Source organism: Achromobacter pulmonis, assembly GCF_021733725.1.
GTDB classification, from domain to species: domain Bacteria; phylum Pseudomonadota; class Gammaproteobacteria; order Burkholderiales; family Burkholderiaceae_B; genus Achromobacter; species Achromobacter pulmonis.
This window is the reverse complement of the sequence record NZ_JAIFOT010000001.1, coordinates 1,235,291-1,260,947: the sequence shown is the minus strand read 5'-3', so window position 1 is coordinate 1,260,947 and position 25,657 is coordinate 1,235,291. Positions and strand designations below refer to the sequence as shown.

The 25,657-nt window shown below is 68.2% G+C and carries 22 protein-coding genes; 9 read left to right on the top strand and 13 right to left on the bottom strand.

Annotated features, from left to right (window positions below):
• Positions 1-72: 72 nt before the first annotated feature.
• Entirely contained in the window at positions 73-942 is an 870-nt protein-coding gene (locus K2W61_RS05775; protein ID WP_175134965.1) for a LysR family transcriptional regulator, read from the top strand.
• A 40-nt stretch (positions 943-982) separates the two neighbouring features.
• Here the strand turns inward: K2W61_RS05775 and iaaH are convergent, their stop codons facing one another.
• Positions 983-2,449, bottom strand: coding sequence for an indoleacetamide hydrolase (iaaH, locus tag K2W61_RS05770; RefSeq protein WP_236755177.1), 1,467 nt, complete (start codon positions 2,447-2,449; stop codon positions 983-985).
• A 205-nt stretch (positions 2,450-2,654) separates the two neighbouring features.
• Between iaaH and K2W61_RS05765 the strand changes: the two genes are divergently transcribed.
• Positions 2,655-3,482 carry a helix-turn-helix transcriptional regulator gene (locus tag K2W61_RS05765; protein ID WP_175134967.1) on the top strand — a complete coding sequence of 276 codons (828 nt, stop codon included), beginning with the start codon at positions 2,655-2,657 and terminating at the stop codon, positions 3,480-3,482.
• A gap of 56 nt (positions 3,483-3,538) precedes the next feature.
• On the opposite strand, the gene mutY is transcribed toward K2W61_RS05765, so the two are convergent.
• Positions 3,539-4,606 carry an A/G-specific adenine glycosylase gene (gene mutY, locus K2W61_RS05760; protein ID WP_236755176.1) on the bottom strand — a complete coding sequence of 356 codons (1,068 nt, stop codon included), beginning with the start codon at positions 4,604-4,606 and terminating at the stop codon, positions 3,539-3,541.
• A 170-nt stretch (positions 4,607-4,776) separates the two neighbouring features.
• Between mutY and K2W61_RS05755 the strand changes: the two genes are divergently transcribed.
• On the top strand, positions 4,777-8,388 hold the full coding sequence (locus K2W61_RS05755) for an indolepyruvate ferredoxin oxidoreductase family protein (RefSeq protein WP_236755175.1): 3,612 nt from the start codon (positions 4,777-4,779) through the stop codon (positions 8,386-8,388).
• Positions 8,389-8,454: 66 nt separating this feature from the next.
• Here the strand turns inward: K2W61_RS05755 and K2W61_RS05750 are convergent, their stop codons facing one another.
• Positions 8,455-9,144 carry a M24 family metallopeptidase gene (locus K2W61_RS05750; RefSeq protein ID WP_175140172.1) on the bottom strand — a complete coding sequence of 230 codons (690 nt, stop codon included), beginning with the start codon at positions 9,142-9,144 and terminating at the stop codon, positions 8,455-8,457.
• A 272-nt stretch (positions 9,145-9,416) separates the two neighbouring features.
• Here K2W61_RS05750 and K2W61_RS05745 point away from each other — a divergent pair, with 272 nt between their 5' ends.
• Entirely contained in the window at positions 9,417-10,373 is a 957-nt protein-coding gene (locus tag K2W61_RS05745) for a GlxA family transcriptional regulator (protein WP_236755174.1), read from the top strand.
• A 13-nt stretch (positions 10,374-10,386) separates the two neighbouring features.
• Here K2W61_RS05745 and cheD read toward each other — a convergent pair whose 3' ends face one another.
• The 3 genes from cheD to K2W61_RS05730 form a co-directional block, all read right to left on the bottom strand.
• On the bottom strand, positions 10,387-11,178 hold the full coding sequence (cheD, locus tag K2W61_RS05740; RefSeq protein ID WP_175134971.1) for a chemoreceptor glutamine deamidase CheD: 792 nt from the start codon (positions 11,176-11,178) through the stop codon (positions 10,387-10,389).
• Positions 11,179-11,498: 320 nt separating this feature from the next.
• Entirely contained in the window at positions 11,499-12,407 is a 909-nt protein-coding gene (locus tag K2W61_RS05735; protein WP_175134972.1) for a cell division protein FtsX, read from the bottom strand.
• Positions 12,404-13,117 carry a cell division ATP-binding protein FtsE gene (locus tag K2W61_RS05730; RefSeq protein WP_175134973.1) on the bottom strand — a complete coding sequence of 238 codons (714 nt, stop codon included), beginning with the start codon at positions 13,115-13,117 and terminating at the stop codon, positions 12,404-12,406. The genes K2W61_RS05735 and K2W61_RS05730 overlap by 4 nt, the downstream gene beginning before the upstream one ends.
• A gap of 318 nt (positions 13,118-13,435) precedes the next feature.
• On the opposite strand from K2W61_RS05730, the gene K2W61_RS05725 reads away from it, so the two are divergent.
• The 5 genes from K2W61_RS05725 (at position 13,436) to K2W61_RS05705 (ending at position 18,951) form a co-directional block, all read left to right on the top strand.
• Positions 13,436-14,452, top strand: a complete 1,017-nt coding sequence (locus tag K2W61_RS05725) for an amino acid ABC transporter substrate-binding protein (RefSeq protein WP_175134974.1) — start codon at positions 13,436-13,438, stop codon at positions 14,450-14,452.
• Positions 14,453-14,577: 125 nt separating this feature from the next.
• Positions 14,578-15,768, top strand: a complete 1,191-nt coding sequence (locus tag K2W61_RS05720; RefSeq protein WP_236755173.1) for an amino acid ABC transporter permease — start codon at positions 14,578-14,580, stop codon at positions 15,766-15,768.
• A 1-nt stretch (position 15,769) separates the two neighbouring features.
• Positions 15,770-16,873, top strand: a complete 1,104-nt coding sequence (locus tag K2W61_RS05715; RefSeq protein ID WP_175134976.1) for an amino acid ABC transporter permease — start codon at positions 15,770-15,772, stop codon at positions 16,871-16,873.
• Between the two features lie 60 nt (positions 16,874-16,933).
• Positions 16,934-17,674, top strand: a complete 741-nt coding sequence (locus tag K2W61_RS05710; RefSeq protein ID WP_175134977.1) for an amino acid ABC transporter ATP-binding protein — start codon at positions 16,934-16,936, stop codon at positions 17,672-17,674.
• Between the two features lie 260 nt (positions 17,675-17,934).
• Positions 17,935-18,951, top strand: coding sequence for a Bug family tripartite tricarboxylate transporter substrate binding protein (locus tag K2W61_RS05705; RefSeq protein WP_175134978.1), 1,017 nt, complete (start codon positions 17,935-17,937; stop codon positions 18,949-18,951).
• Between the two features lie 43 nt (positions 18,952-18,994).
• On the opposite strand, the gene K2W61_RS05700 is transcribed toward K2W61_RS05705, so the two are convergent.
• The 7 genes from K2W61_RS05700 to K2W61_RS05670 form a co-directional block, all read right to left on the bottom strand.
• Positions 18,995-20,170 (bottom strand): ABC transporter substrate-binding protein, encoded by a 1,176-nt coding sequence (locus K2W61_RS05700; protein WP_175134979.1) that lies wholly within the window; start codon positions 20,168-20,170, stop codon positions 18,995-18,997.
• 27 nt (positions 20,171-20,197) lie between these two features.
• Complete coding sequence (locus tag K2W61_RS05695) at positions 20,198-21,418, bottom strand: 3-hydroxybenzoate 6-monooxygenase (RefSeq protein ID WP_236755172.1); 1,221 nt, start codon at positions 21,416-21,418, stop codon at positions 20,198-20,200.
• 19 nt (positions 21,419-21,437) lie between these two features.
• A complete protein-coding gene (locus K2W61_RS05690; protein ID WP_175140167.1) occupies positions 21,438-22,790 on the bottom strand; it encodes an FAD-dependent oxidoreductase in 1,353 nt (450 codons plus the stop codon).
• 121 nt (positions 22,791-22,911) lie between these two features.
• Positions 22,912-23,916 (bottom strand): Bug family tripartite tricarboxylate transporter substrate binding protein, encoded by a 1,005-nt coding sequence (locus K2W61_RS05685; RefSeq protein ID WP_175134982.1) that lies wholly within the window; start codon positions 23,914-23,916, stop codon positions 22,912-22,914.
• Positions 23,909-24,307 carry a chorismate mutase gene (locus K2W61_RS05680; RefSeq protein WP_076408546.1) on the bottom strand — a complete coding sequence of 133 codons (399 nt, stop codon included), beginning with the start codon at positions 24,305-24,307 and terminating at the stop codon, positions 23,909-23,911. The genes K2W61_RS05685 and K2W61_RS05680 overlap by 8 nt, the downstream gene beginning before the upstream one ends.
• Positions 24,304-24,942, bottom strand: coding sequence for a maleylacetoacetate isomerase (gene maiA / locus K2W61_RS05675; RefSeq protein ID WP_175140166.1), 639 nt, complete (start codon positions 24,940-24,942; stop codon positions 24,304-24,306). Before maiA ends, K2W61_RS05680 begins: the two co-directional genes overlap by 4 nt.
• A gap of 12 nt (positions 24,943-24,954) precedes the next feature.
• The gene (locus K2W61_RS05670; RefSeq protein ID WP_236755171.1) at positions 24,955-25,653 is read right to left on the bottom strand and encodes a fumarylacetoacetate hydrolase family protein; all 699 of its coding nucleotides are present in this window, start codon (positions 25,651-25,653) and stop codon (positions 24,955-24,957) included.
• Positions 25,654-25,657: the final 4 nt, after the last annotated feature.

Genomic DNA, 25,657 nt, shown 5'->3' with positions numbered 1-25,657 from the left:
CGCCATGCTAGGCAGTATGAATATGTGCGTAAATTCCATAAAATTGCCAGTCAGACTGGAGAAAACGCACAGATGTTCGACTGGGAGAACCTGCGCTATTTCGTGGCGATCGCCCGTGCCGGGACACTCTCCGGCGCGGCGCGGGCATTGCGCGTTGATCACGCGACGGTCAGCCGCCGCCTGGGCGCGCTGGAAGCCGAACTGCAGATGCAACTGGTCGAGCGGCTGCCGCGCGCCTGCCGGCTGACGGCGCGCGGCGGGCAGATCCTGGAACTGGCGCAGCAGATGGAAACGGCGGCTTTTGGCATTGCGCGCCGCGCCCGTGCCCATCAAGCGCCGCTGGACGCGAAAGTCACCTTGAGCGCGCCTCCCGTCTTGGCGACGCATTTGTTGGCGCGCCATCTGGCGGCTCTGCGGCTGGCCCACCCCAGGCTCCAGCTCGCGGTGCTGGCGCAGGCGCAACAGGTATCGCTGAGCCGGCGCGAGGCGGACATCGCCTTGCGGCTGGTGCGGCCAAAGGAATCCAGCAACGTGATCCGGCGCATCGGGCGCATGCCGTTCGCGCTCTATGCGCAGCGCGACTACGCCGCCACGGTGGCGCCAGCGGATTGGGCGTTCATCGCCTACGATGAGTCCCTGGCCGACATGCCTCAGCAAAGCTGGTTGCTGGAATTCGCGGGCGGCAGGCCGGTGGTCTGCGAATTGAGCGATATCAGCGGCCATCTGGCCGCGGCCCGCGCGGGAGCGGGCGTGGCAGGACTGCCCTGCTTCATTGGCGACGCGCATGCCGACCTGACGCGGCTGGCGCATCCGGGTGACGCTTTCTCGCGGGACATCTGGCTGGTCGTGCATCGCGACCTTCGCCGCCTGAAGCCGGTGCGCGTCGTCATGGATTACCTTGTGGACATCGTCTCGCAAACGCCCATGCTGTCGCTTGACTAGCCTGCCGCCGTTGGCGGCCGGCTTTCCGGGCGTTCCGCCGTCAGTCCAGCGCCGACGCGCCAGCCCGCGCCGGCGGCGCCAAGCGTCCCAGGACGCTTTCGAGCGCCAGCCCGACCGCAAGAATCGTGCGGTCCGCGCCAGGCAAGCCATCCACCTCCAGCCCGACCGGCAGGCCCCCGTCCGACAATCCCGCCGGCAGGCTGAGCCCGGGCAGCCCCGCGTTGCTACCGGGGTCGACGTTGCGCGCCAGCCGCATGAACGATTCCAGGCTGCTGGCCTGCGGTCCGGCCAGGGGCGGCGTCACGGGAACCGTGGGGAACAGCAGTCCGTGCAGCGCATGCTGCTGGAAGGCATGGCGGTAGACGTCGATGAGCGCGTCGCGATGCACCGCGATGGCGCTGTCGTACAGGGGCTGCAATGGCAGCCGTTCGCCCGAGGGCGTGGGCAGCACGCCTGGCACGATCATGTCGTCGAAGATGGCCTTGACGTCCGGGCTGGAGATCTGCGCCACCAGTTCCTCGAAACTGACGCCGACGCCATGGCGTTGCAGGTAGGCGATGAGATCGGGCTTTTGTTCGTACAGGCACAGCGGCATGCCGGTGGCGGCGTTGCTGGCTTCCAGGCCGGGCATGTCCAGCGGGATGAGGGTGACGCCAGCGGCGCGCAGCCGCTCCAGGGCGGCCTGGGCCGTGGCCGCCACCTGCGGGTCCAGGTCCTGCCAGAAATAGCCGGGCAGGCCCAGGCGCAGCTCGGCCGCGGGCAGGGGGGGCAGAGGGGTGGCCTCGCCGGCCAGCACGGCATCCAGCAGCGCGATGTCGGCCATGCTGTTGGCGATGGGCCCGGGCGTATCGCGGGTATGCGAAATCGGCGTGATGCCCGAACCGTCATAGCGGCCCACCGACGGCCGGAAGCCGACGGCGCCATTGAGCGCGGCCGGCAGGCGCACCGAGGCGCCCGTGTCGGTGCCGAGCGCGGCTGGCACCAGGCGCGCGCCCACGGCGGCGCCGCTGCCCGAGGACGAGCCGCCGGCGATGCGTTCCGGGTCGTAGGCGTTGCGCGTGCCCGCGCCGCGCGGGCCGGGGTAAGCGGTGTTGTAGCCGGAGACGCCGAAGGCCAGTTCGTGCATGTGGGTCTTGCCGACGATGACGGCGCCGGCTTCGCGCAGGCGCCGCACGACCGGGGCATCCTCGGCGGGGACGAAGTCGCGCAAGGCCGGGGTGCCCGCGGTATTGGACAGTCCGGCGACGTGGATGTTGTCCTTGATGGCCAGGGGCACGCCCTCCAGGGGCCGCGCAGCGCGGCCGGCGGCGCGCGCCGCGTCGGCCGCCCGTGCCTGCGCCAACGCGCCGTCGGCGTCGACGGTGATGAAGGCGTTGAGGTCCTGGCGCGACGCGATGCGGTCCAGGCAGGCCTGCGTGAGGGCCGCGCTGGTGACGCGGCCGTCGCGCAGCAGTGCCGCGGCTTCGGTCACGGTCGGGCAGGTCAGGGGGGGCTCGGGGGTGGCCATGGCGGTGAATCCTTCTCGTCGGTTCGATGTTTGTCGATTGCGGCTTTTCGGGTCGATCCCTTCTATACAGGGTCGACCGTAGCATTGTCGAGCGCCGCGCGCCCGGCGGGCGGTCCGCCCCGTGGTCGCCAGCCGCGCGCCCGGGCGCCTCTGGCGCTAAGATAGGCGACCCTTATACACGTACAAGTCCCTTGCTTATCCTGGTATGAATGCCTCCCCCCCAGCCGGCGCCGCCGGCCACGAAGGCTCCCGCCTGCGCCGCCAGGCGCTGGGCGAATTCGTGCGCAGCGCCCGCTCGCGCATCACGCCGCAGATGGCCGGCCTGCCCGAAGGCATGCGCCGCCGCACGCCGGGACTGCGGCGCGAAGAGGTGGCGCAACTGTGCGGCATCAGCGTCACCTGGTACACCTGGATCGAGCAGGGCCGCGAGGTGTCGGTATCGCCGTCGGTGTGGTCGCGCATCGCGGGGGTGCTGCAATTGGCGCGGGCCGAGCGAGCCTATCTGTTCGACCTGGCCGACTGCGCCGATCCGCAGCATGCGCGCGATGACGCGCTGGGCGCGCCGGGTTCGTTGCGCGAATGCGTGGACGCCATTACCGCGCCGGCTTACGTGCTGGACCGTGCCTGGAACGTGCTGGCCTGCAATGAACCGCTGCGCGAACTGTTCGACGATTGGCCGGCGCGCGATCCCGAGCCGAACCTGCTGCGCTACATCTTTCTGGACCCGGCGGCGCGCGCGCTGGTGGTGGACTGGGAGCAGCGCGCGCGGCGCGTGGTGGCCGAGTTCCGGGCGGATGCCGGCGCGCATCTGGATGAGCCGGCGGTGCTGGCCCTGATCGATACGCTGAACCGGCAGAGCGCGGTGTTTGCCCATTGGTGGAACCGGCACGCGGTGGTCGAGCGCGAAGGGGGGCTGCGCGAGTTCGCGCACCCGCGGCGCGGCCGCGTGGCCTTTCAGCAGATCACCTTCCGCCTGGCGACGCACCTGGACCTGAAGCTGGTGATGCTGCTGGACGGGGCCGGGCCGGGCTGAGGTGGCGCGCCGGGACGCCGGGCGGCTCCGTAGTCCCGCCCGGCGCGGGACGATGCTCAGAACAGCGTGCCGTGCGCCGCGTTCGCCTGTGCCAGTCCCAACAGCAATTTCTTGACCGGCGCCGGCAGCGCCGTGGCCGCCAGGTCGTCGGGCGCCACCCAGCGGCTGGGCGGATGGCCGACGACCTGGCTGGCCGCGCGCACCTCGACCCACCAGGGCCGTACATGCAGCCGGTAGTGCGTGAAGGTGTGCGAGAACGCCGCCAGGGCGCTGTGCCGTTCCGGCTCCAGCCCCAGCGCCCGCGAGGCCGCGCCAGGGTCGCCGGCCACGTCGAATTCCGGCAGGCTCCACAGACCGCCCCAGATGCCGGGTTCGGGCCGTTGCTGCAGCAGATAGGCGCCGCGCCATTGCAGCACCAGCATGGCGATCTCGCGTTCCGGAATCGCCTTGCGGGCCTTGGGCGTGGGCAGTTCGGCCTGGCGGCCTTCGCGCCGGGCGACGCAGGTATCGGCGACCGGGCAGCGGTCGCAGGCCGGCTTGCCGCGCGTACAGAGCGTAGCGCCCAGGTCCATCAGGCCCTGCGTGTAGGCGGCCATGTCCAGGCCGGGGGCGGCCTCGACCTGGGCGTCGGCCAGGGCCCACAGGCGCTGTTCGACCTCGCGCTTGGCGGGATCGCCGGCGATGCCGAAGTGGCGGGTGAAGACGCGCTTGACGTTGCCGTCCAGGATCGGCGAGCGTTCGCCATAAGCGAAGGCAGCAATGGCGGCGGCGGTGGAGCGGCCGATGCCGGGCAGGGTGGCGATGGCTTCGGCGCTGGGCGGGAAGCGGCCGTTCCAGTCGCGCGCGATCTCCTGGGCGCAGCGGTGCAGGTTGCGGGCGCGGGCGTAGTAGCCCAGGCCGGCCCAGTAGGGCATCACGTCTTCCTGGGCGGCGGCGGCCAGCGCGGCGACGTCGGGGAAACGCTGCAGGAAACGTTCGTAGTAGGGGATCACCGTGGCCACCTGCGTCTGCTGCAGCATGATCTCGGAGAGCCAGATGCGGTAGGGGTCCCGGGTGTTCTGCCAGGGGAGATCGTGGCGGCCATGCTGGCGTTGCCAGGCGACGATGCGGGGGGCGAAGTCCATGCCCGCAATTATCGCATCGCCCTATTGCCGGGGGTGGGGGGAGCGGTTACAACCGTAGGACAGAGGCGCATCGAGCGCCCGGAATTCACCTCCCGCCGCTTGTCCGCATGCGCTTCAAGAGGGCGTGATGCGTTGGCTGCCGCGGGCGTTCCACGACCCTCGGAGTAGACATGAATGCCCCCCTTACGCCCGCGCTGCGCGCGGCGCTCGAGACCGTCCAGCTGGACGACAAGTACACCCTGGAAAGCGGCCGCGCCTGGATGAGCGGCATCCACGCCCTGGTGCGCCTGCCGATGATGCAGCGGCTGCGCGACCTGCGCGCGGGGCTGAACACGGCGGGCTTCGTGTCGGGCTACCGGGGCTCGCCATTGGGCGGGGTCGACCAGAACATGTGGAAGGCGGCCAAGTACCTGAAGGCGCACCACGTCGAGTTCCAGCCGGGCATCAACGAGGACCTGGCGGCCACGGCGGTGTGGGGCACGCAGCAGGTCAATCTGTTCCCCGGCGCCAAGTACGACGGCGTGTTCGGCATGTGGTACGGCAAGGGGCCGGGCGTGGACCGCTGCGGCGACGTGTTCAAGCACGCCAACGCGGCCGGCACCTCGCCGCACGGCGGCGTGCTGGTGGTGGCCGGCGATGATCACCCGGCCAAGTCGTCGACGCTGCCGCACCAGAGCGACCACATCCTCAAGGCCTGCATGATCCCGGCGTTGTTTCCGTCGAGCGTGCAGGAGGTGCTGGACTACGGCCTGCATGGCTGGGCCATGAGCCGCTATGCCGGCGTCTGGGTCGGGATGAAGTGCATCACCGACATCGTCGAGGTGTCGGCCTCGGTGGACGTGGACCCGTACCGAGTGCAGATCGTGCTGCCCGAGGATTTCCTGCTGCCGCCGGACGGCCTGAACATCCGCATCCCCGACACGCCGCTGCAGCAGGAGGCGCGGCTGCTGGACTACAAGCTGTACGCGGCGCTGGCCTACGCCCGGGCCAACAACCTGAACCGCGAGCTGTGGCAGGTGCCGGCGCGCGATGCGCGCTTCGGCATCATGACCTCGGGCAAGGCCTACCTGGACACGCGCCAGGCGCTGTCCGACCTGGGGCTCAGCGATGCCGTGTGCCAGCGCATCGGCCTGAGGCTGTTCAAGGTCGGCATGGTATGGCCGCTGGAGTCCACCGGTATGGCGCGCTTTGCCGACGGCCTGGACGAGATCCTGGTGGTCGAGGAAAAGCGCCAGGTGCTGGAATACCAGCTCAAGGAAGAACTGTTCAGCTGGATCGGCAGCGGCAAGAAGATTCCGCGCGTGGTCGGCAAGTTCGACGACAAGGACGGTGGCGAATGGGCGGTGCCGCAGGGCAACTGGCTGCTGCCGGCGCATTACGAGTTTTCGCCGGCGATGGTGGCCAAGGCCATCGCCGCGCGCCTGCTGCGCTTCGAGTTGCCGGCCGACGTGCGCGCCGGCATCGAGGCGCGGCTGGCTTTCATCGCCGATCGCGAACAGGCACTGGCGCGTCCGCGCGTGGTGGAGGACCGCAAGCCGTGGTTCTGTTCGGGCTGTCCGCACAATACGTCCACGCGGGTGCCGGAAGGCTCGCGCGGCATGGCCGGCATCGGCTGCCACTACATGGTGACCTGGATGGGCCGCAATACCCAGGTCTACACCCAGATGGGCGGCGAGGGCGTGCCGTGGCTGGGGCAGGCGCCGTTCACCGAAGAAAAGCACGTGTTCGCCAACCTCGGCGACGGCACCTACTTTCATTCGGGCCTGCTGGCGATCCGCGCGGCGGTGGCGGCCAAGGCGCCGATCACCTACAAGATCCTGTTCAACGACGCGGTGGCCATGACCGGCGGGCAGCCGGTGGACGGCCCCATCAGCGTGCCGATGATCAGCCGCCAGGTGGCGGCCGAGGGCATCGACAAGATCGTAGTGGTCACCGACGAGCCGGAGAAATACCAGGGCATGGCCGGCATGGCGCCGGGCGTGCCGGTCAAGCACCGCGACGAGCTGGACGCGGTGATGCGCGAACTGCGCGAACACCCCGGCGTGTCGGTGCTGATCTACGACCAGACCTGCGCCACCGAGAAGCGCCGCCGCCGCAAGCGCGGCGCCTATCCCGATCCGGCGCGGCGCGTGGTCATCAACGAGCGCGTGTGCGAAGGCTGCGGTGACTGTTCGCAGAAATCGCATTGCCTGTCGGTGGAACCGCTGGAGACCGAGTTCGGCCGCAAGCGCGCCATCAACCAGTCCAGCTGCAACAAGGACTTCTCCTGTCTGAAGGGCTTCTGCCCCAGCTTCGTCACGGTGGAAGGCGGCAAGCTGCGCAAGCCGCGCGCGCTGGCGCCGGAGGGCGCGGTCGATGACGACGTGCCGCAGCCGGCGTTGCCGGCGCTGGCGCAGGCTTATGGCGTGTTCATCGCCGGCGTGGGCGGCACCGGCGTGGTCACCATCGGCCAGTTGCTGGGCATGGCGGCGCACCTGGAGGGCAAGGGCTGTTCGGTGCTGGACATGGCCGGCCTGGCGCAGAAGGGCGGCGCGGTGTATTCGCACGTGGTGCTGGCGCAGACGCCGGAACACCTGATGAACACGCGCGTGGCCATGGGCGAGGCCGACCTGATGCTGGCCGGCGACCTGGTGGTGGCGACCAGCGCCGACGCCATGGCGCGGCTGCGTCCCGGCCGCTCGCGCGCGCTGCTCAACAGCGACACCGCGCCCACCGCCGCGTTCGTCACCAATCCCGACTGGACGCTGCCGGGCGGCAACCTGGCGGCGGACCTGCAGGCCGCCTGCGGCAAGGACAACCTGCACACGGTGGATGCCTCGGCGCTGGCCGTGGGCCTGCTGGGTGACGCCATCTATTCCAACCCGTTGATGATGGGCTATGCCTACCAGAAGGGCTGGCTGCCGCTGTCACGCGAGGCCTTGCTGCGCGCCATCGAGCTCAATGGCCAACAGGTGCCCAATAACCTGGCCGCTTTCGCCTGGGGCCGGCGCGCGGCCCATGACCTGGCCGGCGTCACGCGCCTGCTGGCCAATGGCGGCGCGCCGGCGCATCCGGAAGGCATCATCGAGATCCGCCGCCCGCGCGCGCCCAGCCCGGTGGTGGAACTGAAGAAGCCGGCCGGCGAACTGGAACGCCTGGTCGAGGCGCGCCGCGCGTTCCTGACGCAGTATCAGGACGCCGCCTACGCCAAGCAGTACACCGACCTGGTGGCCAAGGTGGCGCATGCCGAGCATGAGGCCACCGGCACCCAGCGCCTGGCGCTGGCAGTGGCGCGCTACTACTTCAAGCTGCTGGCCTACAAGGATGAGTACGAGGTGGCGCGGCTGTATACGGACGGCGAATTCCTCAAGCGCGTCGGCGAGCAGTTCGAGGGCGACTGGAAGCTGCGCTTTCACCTGGCGCCGCCGCTGTTCGCGCGCCGCGGCCCGGACGGACATCTGGTCAAGAAGGCCTACGGTCCCGGCATGTTGCGGGTGTTCCGTCTGTTGGCGCGCATGAAGCGCCTGCGCGGCACGCGCCTGGATCCTTTCGGCTACACCCGCGAGCGCCGCGCCGAGCGCGAGCTGGCGCGCGAGTATCACGAGACGCTGACCGCGATCCTGTGCAAGCTCAATCGCGGCAACCTGGAGCGCGCGGTGGCGCTGGCCAGCGTGCCCGAAGAGATCCGTGGCTACGGCCACGTGAAAGAGGCGGCGATGGAGAAGGCCGCCGCGCGGCGCGAGGCCCTGCTCAAGGACTTCAGCGCCAGCGTGGTGTCGATCGGCGGCGTGCGTGCGGCGTAGCGGGGGGCGGCCGTCGGGCCGCTGGATAGTGCCGGCCGCCCTGCGCGCCGGCGCCCCGTGCGGCTTTCACGCCGGATAGTGCGCGTCGTCCAGCAGCATGTCCTCGAAGAACGCGCCGTAGCGACCCTGCGGATCGCGCAGGTGGATCTCCAGGATCCAGCGCATCTCCGACGGTCGGATCGCCAGGTCGGCGAGCGAGCCGGTGTGGATCGCCGCGTGCGGGAAGTCGGACACGCGGTGGCCGGGCAGGTCGAAATTCAGTTCCCAGCCCATGGCGCGCGCCTGGCGGTCGGCGTAGGCGTACAGCGCCTGGCCGCTCAGCCGCTCGCGCAGCCAGACGCCGCGCACATCGTGGAACAGCGCCTCGGCGTCGCGCGCGCAGCGCGCCTGCCCGGGGTCATCGCCCACCACGTAGCTCTTGCCGCCGTCGCCTTCCCAGGCGTCCAGGCGCGGCGCGATGTCGAGAAAGAAGATGTCGTGTTCGCCCAGCGCCACACCGGGCGCGGACGCCTGGCGCATGGCCTTCATGGTGTTGGCGCCGAAGCGCACGCGGGTGGGATGCCAGCTGAGCGCCAGGCCGGCGTCGATCAGGGTCTGCTTGGCCATGGCGACGGCGTCTTCCTCGATCATGCCGGGGCGGATGCGCGTGGCGATATCCTCGATGGCCTGGCGTGTCTTGTTGCGAGCCAGTAGCATGCCGTCGACGGAAAAGGCGGGACCGACGCGTTCGCTGGGGTCGGAGGAGGGCGTTTGCATGCTGCATTTCCTTGCGTGGCGAGCCCGGAGGGCGATGCAAGACAGTCTGCGCGGACGTCCGGCCACGGGCCAGCGTCGGGCGGGACGGATTCCGGCCAGCATGGCGCAGCTGACGGCCAAGGCCCCGGAAGGCGGCGGATTGCGGCCGCCGTGGCACGGTTTGCGGCCACGCCTGACGCGGGGGATCGGCATGCTGGAAGGCTTGGGCTAAGGTAGCGTTTAGCGGCGGCAGCGCTCAGTCGCGCCGCGCCCACCCTCTCGCCCTCGACCCCATGAAATCCGTTGCCATCCTCGTGTTTCCCGGCGTGCAGTCGCTGGACGTCTGCGGACCGCTGGATGTGTTCGCCGAGGCCAACCGTTTCCTGTTGCCCGCGCGCCAGTACCGGATGGAACTGATCGGCCTGACGCGCGGCGTGGTGCCCTGTTCCAACGGCATGCTGCTGACGCCGCAGCGCCACTACGCCGAGGTCGCGGACGTGCCCGATCTGCTGCTGGCGGCCGGCGGCCCGGGCCTGCCGGCGGCGCGGGAATCGGATGACGCGCTGGCCTGGCTGCGCGCGGCCTGCGCGCGGGCCGAGCGCTACGGCTCGATCTGCAATGGCGTTTTCCTGCTGGCGCGTGCCGGCCTGCCCGCGGGCGCCACGGTCACCACCCACTGGAACGACGCGCCGGCGTTGGCGGCGCGCTATCCGGACCTGCGGGTCGAGACCGACCGCCTGTACGCGCAGGACGGCCGGCTGCACACGTCGGCGGGGGTGACCGCCGGCATCGACCTGGCGCTGTATCTGGTGGCACAGGACCACGGGCAGGAGGTGGCGCTGAACGTGGCCAAGCGGCTGGTGGTGTTCATGCAGCGCGCTGGCGGGCAATCGCAGTTCAGCCCGTTTCTGACGCCCTTCGTCGAGGAGACCTCGGCGGTGGCGCAGGTGCAGCAGTACGTGCTGGGGCATCTGGCCGACGATCTCGGCGTGGACGCGCTGGCGGCGGTGGCCAACATGAGCCGCCGCAACTTCTCTCGGGTGTTTCTGCGGGATGCGGGCGTCACGCCGGCGGATTTCGTCGAAAGCGTCCGGCTGGATGCGGCCCGCGCGCGGCTGGAGCGCGCGTCGGCGCCGCTCAAGACCGTGGCGTTTGATTGCGGCTTCCGTGATGCGCGGCACCTGCGCGAGGTGTTCCAGCGGCGGCTGGGCGTGTCGCCCAGCCAGTACCGCGCCAGCTTCGGCTGCTGACGGGGCGGCGGGTTCAGCCGCCCGCGGTTTCCGGCTTGCGGCGGCGGGTGACGCCGGTATCGAAGCGCTCCACGCCGGGACGCGTGGCGGGACGATCGAAGCGCTCGACCCCCGGACGGTCGAATCGTTCGACGCCGGGGCGATCGCCGCCCGCACGGGCGGCGGGCCGGTCGAAACGTTCCACGCCGGGCCGCGCAAAGCGCTCGACCCGCGGCGGGCTTTGGGTCTTGGCCTGCACGCTTTCGGCGGCAGCCTGTTCGCGCTTGGCGATGATTTCTTCGGCGCGCTGATGGTGCGGCGCCATCTTGCGCACCATCACGCGGCCGTTGCGCGGGAAATAGTTGATGCGGCGCGCATGCACGTCGCCCAGGTCCTGGGCCTTGACCGGGATGCCTTCGGTGCGCAGGTAGTTCAGCACGAACTGGCCGTTGCGCTCGCCGATGTTCATCTGCTGCATCGCCGACAGCACCGCGCCGCCGCCGAACACCTTGGCTTCGAGGCGGTCGCGCACCGCGCCGGCCTTGAGCAGTTCGTTGATCAGCACTTCCATGGCGAAGGCGCCATAGCGCATGGTGGCCGAGGCGGGCGACTGCATGTCGCCCTCGGGCAGCATGAAGTGGTTCATGCCGCCGACTCCGTTGACCGGGTCGTGAATGCAGGCAGCCACGCACGAGCCGAGCACGGTCGAGATCATGATGTCTTCGTCGGTGACGTAGTACTCGTTGGGAAGTACCTTCACCGCCTGGGATTGGAACGCGCTATCGAAGTAATGGCGCGTCGCGCGGGCGTCAAGACGGGCGACCATGGGGCGGAATCAGGGGCAAGGACAACGGTTGGATCACGAAAGGCGGCGCTCGTAGGACAGAAAAACGTTTCAAAATATGTAGAAAAATGTCGCTTTATTCTTGCACATTTGGCCGGAAATAGGGGGAAAAGCTATGTAACCGCAACGTTGCGATGGCCCCCGGAAATATGACCGTTTGTCCATCGGTTGCATCCTAACCACGGCTGGGCGCGGCCGTTCCCCGGATCACGGGGGCGAACGGGGGCTATACGTGGCTTTAGGGGAATGTGCCCGGAGACGGCCGGGCGGGAAGAGGCCCGCGCCGGCCGCCCGATCCCGGGTCAGAAGCGCGTGCTGCGGGTCACGGACCAGCGCGCCGACAACGCGCCGAGGGCGGCTGAGGCGATGATGGCGGCCAGCAATGCCGGGGCGCCGGGCAAATGCAAGGCGAATTCCGCCCCATAGCTGCGGGCCAGGCCGAGCAGGGCGTTGTTCAGCGGCGACAGCGCCACGGCCGCCACGCCGATGGCCAGCAGCGAAGCCAGGGCGCCGGACAGGGCGCCCAGGTACAGGAAGGGGCGCCGCACGAACGATTCGGTGGCGCCCACCAGCCGCGCCACCGCGATCTCCTCGCGTTGCGACAGGGCCTGCATGCGCACGGTGTTGAACACCGTGGCCAGCACCACCACCGCCACGCAGGCAGCCAGGAAGCCCAGTCCGATACGGGCGAAACGCAGGATCGCCTCCAGGCGCTGGACCCAGGCGCTGTCCAGCTGCACCAGATCCACCTGATCCCATTGCTTCCAGGCGCGCGCCAGTTTGTCGGCGCGGCCGGCCAGGTCTTCGCCGTCGGCCAGGGTCACCACCACCGCGTCAGGCAGGGGATTGCCCGGCAGCACGGCCAGCGCCTGTTGCCAGGCCGGGTTGGCGCGCAGGGCGGCGAGGGCGTCGTCGCGGCCGACCACGCGCACCGCGCGCACGTCGCCGGCGTACTCGCCCTGGATGCGCCTGGCCACGTCGGCGGCGGCGCCGGCGGGCGCGTCGACCCGCATGAAGACGGTGACTTCAGGGGTGACGGACATCTGCCGCGCCACCGGCTGCACCGATACCAGGATGGCGCTGCCCAGCAGCGGCAGGGCCAGGGCCAGGGCCATCACCAGCAGGTTGGCGAGCGACGAGAAGGGTTGTTTCACCAGCCGGCGCAAGGTGACCATGAGGGCATAGCGATGCTGCCGCAGCCAGGCGTTCATGCCGGTTCTCCCGCGATGCCTTGGCCAGCGTTGGCCGCGGGCGTGGGGGCGCCGTGCGAGTCGGAGAACTTGCCGGGGTCGATGCGCAGGGTGCGGGTGGCGTAGCGCGCCATGAGTTCCTGGTCGTGCGAGGCGATCAGCGTGGTGACGCCGACGCGGTTGAAGTCGCGGAACACGTTCATGATGCGCTGCGCGTTGTCGTGGTCGAGGTTGGCGGTGGGCTCGTCGGCGATCAGGATGGCGGGCCGGTTGACGATGGCGCGGGCGATCGCCAGGCGCTGCTGTTCGCCGCCGGACAGTTCGATGGGGTTGAGGTCTTCCTTGCCCGACAGCCCGACCTTGTCGAGCGCGGCGCGCGCGCGGGCGGCGGCCGAGTCCCAGGGGTGGCCGGTGACCGCCAGCGGCAGCATCACGTTTTCAAAGGCGCTGCGATCGAACAGCAGGTGGGTGTCCTGCAGGATCACGCCGACGGCGCGGCGCAGGTAGGGCCGGGCGCGCGCCGGCAGCTTGTCGAGCCGCTGGCCGTTGACCTGGATCGCGCCGCGGCTGGCGGGCTCGAGCCCGCCGATCAGCTTGAGCAGGGTGGACTTGCCCGCGCCGGAGGGACCCGACACGAAAACGAACTCGCCCGCGCTTACGCGGAAGTTGATGTCGGCCAGGATATTGCGGCCGCGGCCATACGATTTGAAGACGTGCTGGAATTCGATCATGGCGGCTGTCGGATGAAGCCGCAATAGTAACTCGGGGACAGTGAGCTGGCCTAAAACGGCGCAGCGGGCACGGCCGGAAAAAGTGTCCCGATGTGACCACTCATGGGTCGGACCAAGTGACCACCTGGACACTCTTTTCGGACGCAAAGAAGTGTCCCCGTTTTTGTCGTCAAACCCTGTTTGATTTCATCCAGTGTCCCTATATTTCAAGGGAATTCCCGGATGCGGAGGCTGCTGTGCGGACGCTACCATCCGCCCCATGCGTAAAGCCCAACCCGGCCTTGCGTTCGGCTTCGCAACACCCCTACGGAGATCACGATGAAAGTACTGAAACTCGCTGCCATTGGCGCTGCCCTGTTCGCGGTATCCGCGGCCGCTAACGCAGGTGCGACCTTCGATAACGTCAAGAAAAAAGGGTTTGTCCAATGCGGTGTTTCGACCGGCATTCCGGGCTTCTCGATCGCGGACAGCAAGGGTGAATACAAGGGCCTGGACGTGGACATGTGCCGCGCCATCGCCGCCACCATGTTCGGCGATGCCAGCAAGTTCAAGGTCACGCCGCTGAACACGCAGCAGCGCTTCACCGCCCTGCAGTCCGGCGAAGTGGACGTGCTGACCCGCAACACCACCGTCACGCTGACGCGCGACACCACGCTGGGCCTGATCGGCGTGGGCGTGAACTACTACGACAGCCAGGGCGTCATGGTCTCGAAAGACCTGAACGTCAAGAGCGCGAAAGAACTGAACGGCGCCACCATCTGCGTGCAGCCGGGCACCACCACCGAACTGAACCTGGCCGACTGGTTCCGCAGCCAGAAGATCGAATTCAAGCCGGTCGTGATCGACAAGTACGACGAAATCATCCGCGCCTTCGCGGCTGGCCGTTGCGATGCCTTCACGACCGACAAGTCGCAGCTGGCCTCGACCCGCACCACGCTGGAGAATCCCGACAAGTACGTGATCCTGCCGGAAGACTTCTCCAAGGAGCCGCTGGGCCCCATGGTGCGCCAGGGCGACGAGCAATGGTTCAACGTGGTGCGCTGGTCGCTGAACGCGATGCTGGAAGCCGAGGAATACGGCATCACGTCCAAGAACGTGGATGCGATGCTCAAGAGCACCAATCCCAACATCCAACGCATCCTGGGCGTGACGCCTGGCATGGGCAAGAACCTGGGCGTGGATGACAAGTGGGCCTATAACATCATCAAGCAGGTCGGCAACTACGGCGAAAGCTTCGAGGCCACGCTGGGCAAGAGCAGCGCGATGAAGCTGGAGCGCGGCCTGAATGCCAGCTACAAGCAAGGTGGCTTGATGTACGGCTGGCCGGTGCGCTAACACACGGCTGCCGGCATGGCGCCCTGGGCGCCATGCCTGGCCCGCCTTCGAGCGGGCGGCAGGAGTGGACGGCGCGGGCCGCAAGGCCCCGGCCGCCCGGTGTCCGACTTCTGTAGATTCATCCAATGACAACGCCAAATAAAAACGCCCCGATTTCGGCACCTCCCCGGCGTCTGAACTGGAACGATCCCGGCGTGCGCGCCGTGGTCTACCAAGTGATCGCACTGGCCGCCGTCGCGGCCGCGGTATGGTTCCTGGTTTCAAACACGCTGCACAACCTGTCCGTGCGCAATATCGCCACGGGCTTTGATTTTCTTGACCGCGAGGCCGGTTTCGCCATTGGCGAGACGTCCATCGCCTACTCTCCCGCCGACACCTATGGGCGCGCCATTCTGGTGGGGCTGCTCAACACCCTGCGCGTTGCCGTGCTCGGTATCGTGCTGGCGACGATCTTCGGCACCCTGATCGGCGTTGGCCGCCTGTCCAAGAACTGGCTCGTGGCCAAGATCTGTTCGGTCTATGTCGAAGTGATGCGCAACGTGCCGCTGCTGCTGCAGCTGTTCTTCTGGTACGCGCTGATCACCGAGAACATGCCGGGCCCGCGCCAGGCGCAAAACCCGCTGCCGGGCGTGTTCATTTCCAACCGGGGCCTGAAAGTGCCGGGCCTGGAAGGCTATTCGCTGGACTGGATACTGGGCGGCCTGGGCCTGGCGATCGTCGCCATCCTGTTCCTGGGACACTGGGGCAAAAAGCGCCAGGAAGCCACCGGCCAGGTGTTTCCGCTGGGGCGCGTTGCGCTTGGCCTGATCATCGGCCTGCCGGTGCTGGGGTGGCTGGTCAGCGGCGCGTCGCTGACCCTGGATATGCCGGTGCTCAAGGGCTTCAACTTCGCCGGCGGCCTGACCCTCTCGCCGGAGTTCGCCGCGCTGCTGGCGGGCCTGGTGATCTACACCTCGGCGTTCATCGCCGAAGTGGTGCGCTCGGGCATCCAGGCGGTCAATACCGGCCAATGGGAAGCCGCCGGCGCGCTGGGCCTGCGCCGCAAGCAGGTGCTGCGCCTGGTGGTGCTGCCGCAGGCGCTGCGCGTGATCATCCCGCCGATGACCAGCCAGTTCCTCAACCTCACCAAGAACAGCTCGCTGGCCGTGGCCATTGGCTATCCGGACATCGTGTCGGTGGTCAACACCACGCTGAACCAGACCGGGCAGGCCATCGAGGGCATTCTCATCATCATGGGCGCGTACCTCACGGTCAGCCTGTCGATCTCGATCTTCATGAACTGGTACAACAAGCGCATCGCGCTGGTGGAGCGTTGATATGAGCAGCACTACGCATACCCCCAGCGAAGGGCTGCCGCCGCCCAAGACCCACGTAGGCGCCTGGGCGTGGCTGCGCTCGCGCCTGTTCTCCTCGCCGCTCAACATCCTGATCACGGTGCTGTTGGCGTGGTTCCTGCTGATGGCGCTGCCGGCGCTGTTCGAATGGGCCTTCATCAAGGCCAATTACACCGCCACCAATGCGCAGGAATGCCGCGCCTCGGTGGGGGGCGCCTGCTGGGCCTTCATCATCGAGAAGCACCGGCTGATCCTGTTCGGCACCTATCCCTACGACGAGCAATGGCGGCCGCTGATCGCGACCATCATCCTGGTCGCGGTGATCGTGTGCAGCGGCATCCGCCGCTTCTGGAATTGGAAGCTCGCCATCATCTGGACCTTCGGCCTGGTCGCCGTGGCGATTCTGATGTGGGGCGGCGTGCTGGGCCTGACCTACGTCGAGAACGCGCGCTGGGGCGGCCTGCCGCTGACGCTGATCCTGTCGACGTTCGGCATCGCCTTCGCTTTCCCGATCGGCGTGCTGCTGGCGCTGGGCCGGCGCTCGAAGATGCCGGCCATCAAGGCGCTGTGCGTCGTGTACATCGAGCTGATCCGCGGCGTGCCGCTGATCAGCCTGCTGTTCATGTCGTCGGTGATGCTGCCGCTGTTCCTGCCCGAGGGCTTCTCGATCGACAAGCTGCTGCGCGCGCAGATCGCGATCATCATGTTCGCGGCCGCGTACATCGCCGAAACGGTGCGCGGCGGCCTGCAGGCGATCCCGAAGGGCCAGTACGAAGGCGCCGATTCGCTCGGCCTGAACTACTGGCAGCAGATGCGCAAGATCATCCTGCCGCAGGCGCTCAAGATCGTGATCCCGCCGCTGGTGAGCATCTTCATCGCGCTGTTCAAAGACACCTCGCTGGTGGTGATCATCGGCATCTTCGACCTGACGCTGGCGGCCAAGGCGGCCCTGTCCGACGCGGCATGGCGCGGATTCGGGGTGGAGGCGTATCTGTTCATCTCGCTGATCTACTTCGTCTTCTGCTTCTCCATGTCCAAATACAGTCAGGCGCTGGAAAAACGCCTGGCCACGGGCCACGCACGCTAGAACCTTGCCGCGGGTCCGCCCCGGGCGGACCCGCAACGCGATATTTACGGGAGTACAGGCATGTCTGATGCCATCATTCGACTGCAGGACGTGAACAAGTGGTACGGCCAGTTCCACGTGCTGCGCAACATCAACCTGGACGTGGCGCCGGGTGAGCGCATCGTGGTGTGCGGGCCGTCCGGCTCGGGCAAGTCCACCATGATCCGCTGCATCAACCGGCTCGAAGAGCACCAGCAAGGCCACATCATCGTGGACGGCACGGAGCTCACCAACGACCTCAAGCACATCGAGACCATCCGCAAGGACGTCGGCATGGTGTTCCAGCACTTCAACCTGTTCCCGCACCTGACGGTGCTGGAGAACCTGACGCTGGGCCCGATGTGGGTGCTGAAAAAGCCGCGCGCTGAGGCCGAGGCCACGGCCATGGAGTACCTGGAGCGCGTGCGCATTCCGGATCAGGCCAAGAAATTCCCCGGCCAACTGTCGGGCGGCCAGCAGCAGCGCGTGGCGATCGCCCGTTCGCTGTGCATGAGCCCCAAGATCATGCTGTTCGATGAGCCGACCTCGGCGCTCGACCCGGAAATGGTCAAGGAAGTGCTGGACGTGATGGTCAACCTGGCCCAGGAAAGCGGCATGACGATGCTGTGCGTGACCCACGAAATGGGTTTCGCGCGCAAGGTCGCCAACCGCGTCATCTTCATGGACCGCGGCGAGATCATCGAGCAGAACAGCCCGGACGAGTTCTTCGACAATCCGCAGAACGAGCGCACCAAGCTGTTCCTGAGCCAGATCCTGCATTGAGCGGGCGGCGGCGCCGGCCTGCGCCTGGCCACGGTCGACGCCTTGCCTGAACCGACCCCCGGAAGTTGGACGAAGATCCAACCTTCGGGGGTTTTTACTGATACGCCTGGATTTGTCGCGGGCGCCGCGCGGGGGGGGGGCGCGCCGGTATGCCGGTCAGCCGAACAACGGCCGCTTTCCGTGGTATCCCTTTGTTACGCCGTTTACCCCGCTGCGGTATGCTACCCACCGCCATCGATGCACAGAGAGGAGCAAACGAAATGAAACCGACCCCCCGCAGCGCCGTGCGCCGCATCTTGCTGGGCGGCGCCGCGGCCCTGGCCGCCACGCTGACCCTGGGCGCGCCCGCGCTGGCCCAGAACACCGACTTCCCCACCAAGCCGTTGCGCTTCGTGGTGCCATACCCGCCCGGCGGCCCGCTCGACACCATGGCCCGCATGCTGGCCGAGAAGGTGCGCGGCTCGCTCGGCCAACCAGTGGTGGTGGAAAACCGCTCCGGCGCCGGCGGCAACATCGGCGCCGACCTGGTGGCCAAGGCCCCGGCCGATGGTTACACGCTGGTGATGGGCGCCGTGGCGACCCATGCCATCAACCCCTGGCTGTTCGCCAATCTGCCGTATGACCCGATCAAGGACTTCGCGCCGGTCACCATCGTGGCCGCGGTGCCGAACGTGCTGGTCATGAACCTCGATTTCGCCAAGAAAAACAAGATCGAGACGCTGGCCGACCTGATCGACTACGCCAAGAAGAATCCGGGCAAGCTGAACTACGGTTCGGGCGGCAACGGCAGCGCCGGCCACCTGTCCGGCGAACTGCTCAAGGCGCGCGCCGGCATCAACGTCGAGCACATCCCCTACCAGGGCGCGGCGCCGGCGCAGCTGGCGCTGCTGTCGGGCCAGTCGGACTTCATGTTCGACAACCTGGCGGCCGCGGCGCCGCTGATCAAGGACGGCAAGGTCAAGGCGCTGGCCGTGACCACCGCCAAGCGCTCGTCGCTGCTGGCCGACGTGCCGACGGTGGAAGAGTCGGGCATCAAGGGCTTCGACCTGGGCACCTGGTTCGGCGTGTTCACGACCGGCGGCACGCCGGCGCCGGTGGTGGCCAAGCTGAACAAGGCCTATGCCCAGGCCATGCAGCAGCCCGACGTCAAGCAGCGCCTGCTGCTGATGGGTTCGGAAGCGGCGCCGATGACGCCCGAAGCCTTCGCCGAATTCGTCAAGAACGAAAAGGCCAAGTACCAGGAGATCGTCAAGATCTCCGGCGCCAGCCTGAACTGACGGCGGACGCCTGGCGCGTTCCCGCGGGAACGCGCCAGCGCCGCTACATCTTGCAGTCGGCCGCGTGCACGTCGGTGTGATCGCGGGCGATGACCTTCAGGTTCCTGTAGACCAGCTTGCCGTCGGGGCCGGCCTCGATATGCAACAGGTACCAGTCCTGCACCGGATGCTGATTGGGACCGAACCGGAACTTGCCGCGCACGCTGGGGAAATCGGCGCGCCGCAGCGCCTCGCGGAACGCATCGGCCTTGCCGGTAACGTCGCCGTCCACGGCCTTGAGGGCCGAGCCGATCAGGTTGGCGGTGTCGTAGGCCTGCGCCGCGTAGGCGGTCGGCGCGCGGTTGTAGGCCTTGGTGAAGGCCTCGACGAAATGCTTGTTCTGCGCGTTGTCCAGGTCCGCGCTCCACAGCGAACTCAGATAGAAGCCCTTGCCGGCGCTGCCGGTGGCGGCCAGCATGCGTTCGTCCATCGAGTAGATCGGCGTGATCATCCTGATCTTGTCGGCCAGGCCGGAGTTGGCGTACTGCTTGGTCAGGTTGATACCGGCGCCGCCCGGGTGGAACTGGAAGATGGCGTCGGGGGCGAGCGAGCGGATGCGCGCCAGTTCTACCGAGAAATCGGCCTGATCGAGCTTGGTGTAGATCTCTTCGGCGATCTCGCCCTTGTAGGTGCGCTTGAAACCGGCGACCGCATCGCGTCCGGCCTGGTAGTTGGGCGCCATGACCACGACGCGCTTGGCGCCCAGTTCATTGGCGGCCATGCCGGCGGTGTCGGCGTATGAGTCGTTCTGGAACGCCACCGCGAAGTAGTTCGGGTTGCAGGCCTTGCCGGCATAGTTCGAGGGGCCGGCGTTCAGGCTGACATAGAAGCCGCCGGCATTGAGCACCGTCGGCCCGACGGCCGCCATGACGTTGGAGAAATTGACGCCCGTGAACAGGCGTACGCCGCCCTGCACCATCTTGTCGGCGATCTGCTTGGCGTTGGCCGGCTTGAGCGCGTCGTCTTCCACCCGCACGTTGACCGGCACGCCGCCGAGCTTGCCGCCGCCTTCCTTGACCGCCAGCATGAAGGCATCGCGCTCGTCCTCGCCGATGTAGCCGGCGGGCGTGGACAGCGTGCCGATGAAACCGATGTCCACGGGTTTCTGCTGCGCCTGGACGCCGCCGGCGGCCAATGCCAGCAGCAGCGCGGCGCCGCCGCGGGTGATGCGTGTCGTCATGGTTGTCTCCTCCTGTGCCTGTTTTTTCTATGGCTGGATGGGGCCCGCGAGACAGTTCTCCACCTTCCAGCCGTAGAGCCACTGCAACGCGTCGTAGAACTGGGACTGGTCGCGGCCGGTCCACAGCGTGTTGCGCACGGTGCGTTCGACGCCCCGCGCGTGATAGAGGCGGCCCATCTCGCGCGTCGACCAGACCACGCGCGCGCTGCGCGGGATGCGCACCGATTCGTACAGGCGGAAGGCGGCCTGCAGGTCGTGATCGCAGCGCTGGACGGCCTCGCCCAGCGTCACCGCGTCTTCCAGCGCCATGCAGGCGCCCTGGGCCATGTATTGGGTCATGGGGTGGGCGGCATCGCCCAGGATCGTGACGCGGCCCTGGCCCCATTGCTCGACCGGCTCGCGGTCGGCGGTGGCCCAGCGCTTCCAGGACGTGGGGCGGTCCAGCATCTGGCGCGGGCGTGGGTGGATGCCCTGGAAGTACGACAGCACTTCCTCCTTGCTGCCTTCGCGCACGCCCCACTGTTCCTGTTCGCGGCTGTGGAAGGTCACCACCAGGTTGTATTGCTGGCCGCCGCGCAACGGGTAATGCACCAGGTGGCAGTGCGGGCCGGCCCACAGCACCGGCGCGTTGATGCGCAGTTCCTCGGGCATGTTGTCGCGCTCGACCACGGCGCGGTAGACCACGTGGCCGGTCACGCGGGGCGGGTCGCCGATCAGGTGCTCGCGGATCACCGACTTGACGCCGTCGGCGCCGACCACGGCGTCGGCCTGGTAGCGGTTGCCGTCGGTGTCGGTGACCTCGACGCGCCTGCCGTCCTGTGTGACCGCGGCGATCTGGGTCGAGGTGCGAAAGCGGATCAGCGGGTTCTGCTGCACGGCTTCCAGAATCGACAGGTGGATGTCGGCGCGGTGGATCACGGCATAGGGGCCGCCGAAGCGCGCGCGGAAGGCGGCGCCGGTGTCGATGCGCACCACTTCGCGCGCGTCGACCGCGTCCATCATGATGATGTGGTCGGTGAACACCGCGCGCTGGCGCGCCGTGGCGCCCACGCCCAGTGCGTCGAGCGCGGCGAAGGCATTGGGGCCGAGCTGGATGCCGGCGCCGATTTCGCCGATGTGCGCGGCCTGTTCCAGCAGTTGCACCGCGATGCCCTGGCGCGTCAGCGCCAGCGCCGCGGCCAGGCCGCCGATGCCGCCGCCCACGACGATGACGGATTGGGGCGGGTTCTTTGCGGGGGTTGCGTTCATTACCGGGTTCCTTGCGGGTTCATTCCTGGCGGCCGAGGAAGGCGCCTTGCCGTTGCAACTGCGCCTGCAGCGCCGCCATCGGCACGTCGGCGGGGGCGTGGCCGTCGCGCAGCGCCATGGCGGCCGCGGTGCCGGCGGCCTCGCCCATGACGAAGCAGCTGCCGCTGACGCGCGCGGCCGACTGGCCCTCGTGGGTCATCGAGGCGCAGCGCCCGGCCACCAGCACGTTGGTGGCGATGCCCGGGCCGCGGCGCGGCACCATCATGCGGAACGGCAACTGGTTGTAGCCGCGCGATTCGGGAATCGGCGGCCACAGCCATTGCACATCGCCGGCGGTGTGCATTTCCAGCGGCCAGCCATTGACGCCGATGCTGTCTTCGAAATCGGCGCAGCCCAGCACGTCTTCCTTGGTCAGCATGGCCTCGCCGACGATGCGGCGGGTTTCGCGGATGCCCAGCTGCGGCGCGATGTCCAGCACATAGGCGTTTTCGAAGCCCGGCACCTTGGCGCGCAGGAACTTCAGGTATTCCGTGATCTGGCGGCGGCCTTCCAGCTCGCCGGCCGAGAGCGAGGCGGCGTCGGTGCCGTCGGCCGCGCTGCCATCGGTGTTGGCCAGTTGCGTCACGTTGACGCGCCATTCGTAGTCATGCTTTTGCGGCCGCACGATGGCGCCGCGCCGCGGAAAGGTGAATTCGCCGCTGGCGGCGGCCTGGTCCATCAGTTGCGGGATGGTCTTCCAGGCTTCCTGGGCGCGGGCGCCGTCGACGTTGCCGACCTTGAACATCAGCGTGGGGTAGAGCATGTGGCCGTGGGCATCGCCTTTCTCGAACGGCAGGCCGCCCCATTGCGCGATGTCGGCATCGCCCGAGCAGTCGATGAAGACCTTGCCGCGCACGGCGCAGCGGCCCGACTTGGTTTCCAGGAACAGCGCATCGACATTGCCGGCGGCATCGCGCGCCACCCCCGTGGCCAGCGCGTGGAACAGGATGTGCGCGCCGCTGTCCTGCACCATACCGTCGGCCGCGCACTTGAAGGCCGAGATGTCATAGGCCTGGGCGTGGATCTTGCCCAGGATCAGGTGCGGGTCGTTCAGCCCGTCCAGCGCGCGCATGCGGTCGAGCAGTTCATCGGTCATGCCGTGCACGACCTGGCGGATGGCGCCGCGCACGTTCGCGTGCAGCCCGCAGAAGTTGGAGACGCCCGCCGCCGTGCCCATGCCGCCGAGAAAGCCATAGCGTTCCACCAGCAGCACGCTGGCGCCGTTGCGGGCAGCGCTGGCGGCGGCCAGGATGCCGGCGGGGCCGCCGCCCAGCACGACGACGTCGTAGTCGCCGTAAAGCGGTACCTGGCGGGCGGGTTCGGTGAGGGTCATGCCTGTCTCCTTGCTTGTCCTGCTTGACTGCGTCATGTGTTGCGAATTGCCGGGCCGGCGGCGGCGCCTTTGCGGAAGCCCCTATCGCCAGCCCCTATTACCGGTCCCATGTACCGGCGGGTCACTGCCCCTTGATGCCGAGCTTGGTGATGAGCGGCTTCCAGCGCTTGAGCTCATCGTCCATGTAGGCGCGGAACTCCGCCGGCGTGCTGCCCACCGGGTCCATGAACTGCGCCTGCAGGCGCTTGGTCACCTCGGGGTCGCGGATCGCCTGGATCAGCGCGTCCGACAGCTTCTTCTGGATGTCGGCGGGCACCTTGGACGAGATCACGAACCCGATCCAGGCCGAGCCCTCGATGCCGGGCACGCCCACTTCAGCCAGCGTGGGAATCTCGGGCAGCAGCGCGGAGCGCTTGGACGAGGTCACGGCCAGCGCCTTCAGGCGGCCGTCCTTGACCATGCTCATGACCGCGATCGGCGGCAGCGCGGCGAACTGCGTGTCGCCCGACAGCAGCGATGTCAGCGCGGCCGGCGACGAGGGATAGGGCACATGCGTGGCGCGCGCGCCGATCTGCTGCAGCATCAGCTCCACCGCCAGGTGCGAGACGGTGCCAGCCCCGGGGGAAGGGAAGTTGTACTTGTCGGGGTTCTTCTTGAGCGCATCGAGCAACTGCCCGATAGTGCTGATGCCGGCGCTGGCCGGTACCACCAGCACGTTGGGCTGGTGCACCGCCAGCGTCAGCGGCGACAGGTCGGTGGCGGGGGCATACGGCAGCTTGTCGAACAGCAGCGTGTTGTTCACCAGCGGACCGGTGATCGATACGCCGAAGGTGTAGCCGTCGGGCTTGGCGTTGGCGATGGCGAAGGTGCCGATGTTGCCGCTGGCGCCCGGCTTGTTTTCCACCACGACGGTCTGGCCGAGAATGGCGCCGGCCTTCTCGCCGACGATGCGCGCGACCTGGTCGGGGCTGGAACCAGGCCCGAACGGCACCAGCGCCTTGAGCGGCTGCGACGGCCAGGCGTCGGCGGCCTGCGCCGCGCCCAATGGCGCCAGCGTGATCAGTCCCAGCGCCAGCGCGCGCGCCGCGACAGCGCGCGTCCGCGCCAGGGTTGAGGATTTATGCATGTTTGTCTCCCGCGATTTTCATATTGTTGAAGTAGGTCTGTTCGTTGGCGATGAAGGCCGCCACCATGGCGCGGTAGGCCGCGTCCACCACCTGGTCCAGGTTCTCGAAGCCCGGGTTGTGACGCTCGGCCAGGCGCCGCACTTTCTCGAAGACCTCGGCCTGGCGCGCCGGCGCGCTGACCTGGAAGGCGTCGCGCTTGAAGCGCGCGGCGTCCTTGACGTACATGGCGCGCTCGGCCATCAGGCGCACGATCTCATCGTCCAGGCGGTCGATGTTGGCGCGCACCTCGGCCAGGTTGGCGCACAGCGGGCGGTAGGCCGGATCGGTGTACTCGCGCAGCGGCGCACCCTGGGTGTCGGGCTCCTGGCCCGGAGAAGCTTGCGAAGTCACTTGATGTAGTCCGGTTGGTTGGCGGGCGCGGCCTGCTGGAAGGCGGGCTGCGCGAGGCAGTGTTCATAGACGCCGACCAGGCGCGGGTAGCCGGACAGGTCGCAGCCCATGCGCTGGGCGTTGGCCACCTGCGGCACCAGGCAACAGTCGGCCAGCGTCGGCGTGTCGCCGCAGCAATAGGGGCCTTGGCCATGGCGCGCCAGCAGGGCCTCGACCGCGGTCAGGCCCTCGCGGATCCAATGGTGGTACCAGGCGTTCTTCTGCGCATCGGTGGCGCCCAGCGCTTCCTGCAGGTAGCGCAGGATGCGCATGTTGTTGACCGGGTGGATGTCGCAGGCAATGGCATTAGCCAATTCCAGCACCCGGGCGCGTGGGCGCGGCGCGGCCGGAATCAGGCGCGGCTCGGGGTGCGTGGCGTCCAGGTAGTCGATGATGGCGAGCGATTGCGTCAGCTGGAAATCGCCGTCCGTCAGCAGCGGCACGCCGGCCGACGGGTTCTGCGCCACGTAGCCGGCGGCGCGCTGCTCCTGCTTGCGCAGGTTGACCGGCACGATGTCGAAGGGCAGGCCCTTGAGCGCCAGCGCGATGCGCACGCGGTACGAGGTGGAGCTGTTGAAGAAGCTGTGCAGTTGCATGGATGTCGGTCCTCAGGCGATCTGCACGCTGAGCGTGCCCAGGCCGTCCACCCCGCCCAGCATCGTGTCGCCGCGCACCACCGGGCCCACGCCGTCGGGCGTGCCGGTATAGATCAGGTCGCCGGCTTCCAGGCGGAAGTACTTGGACAGGTAGGCGATGGTCTCGGCGACGGACCAGATCAGCTTGCCGATGTCGCTTCGTTGCTTGTCGGCGCCGTTGACCTGCAGCCAGATGCCGGCATGATGGAGATCGCCCGCCTGCGCCGCGGGCAGCAGCGGGCCGATCGGCGCGCTCTGGTCGAAGGCCTTGCCCAGCTCCCAGGGACGGCCGGCCTCGCGCATCTTCATCTGCAGGTCGCGGCGCGTCATGTCCAGGCCGACGGCATAGCCCCACACGTGTTCCAGCGCGGACTCGACCGCGATATTGGCGCCGCCTTTGCCGATGGCCGCGACCAGCTCGATCTCATAGTGCAGGTTGGCGGTTTCGGGCGGGTAGGGCAGCGAAAGCGTGCTGCCCTCGGCCACCGGCACCACGGCGTCGGCCGGCTTGCAGAAGAAGAACGGCGGCTCGCGGTCGGGATCGAAGCCCATTTCACGGGCGTGGGCGGCGTAGTTGCGGCCGACGCAATAGACGCGGCGCACGGGAAAGCGGTCCTGGCTGCCGGCGACGGGCACGGCGACAGGGTCGGCGGGAGCAAACACGTAAGACATGAAT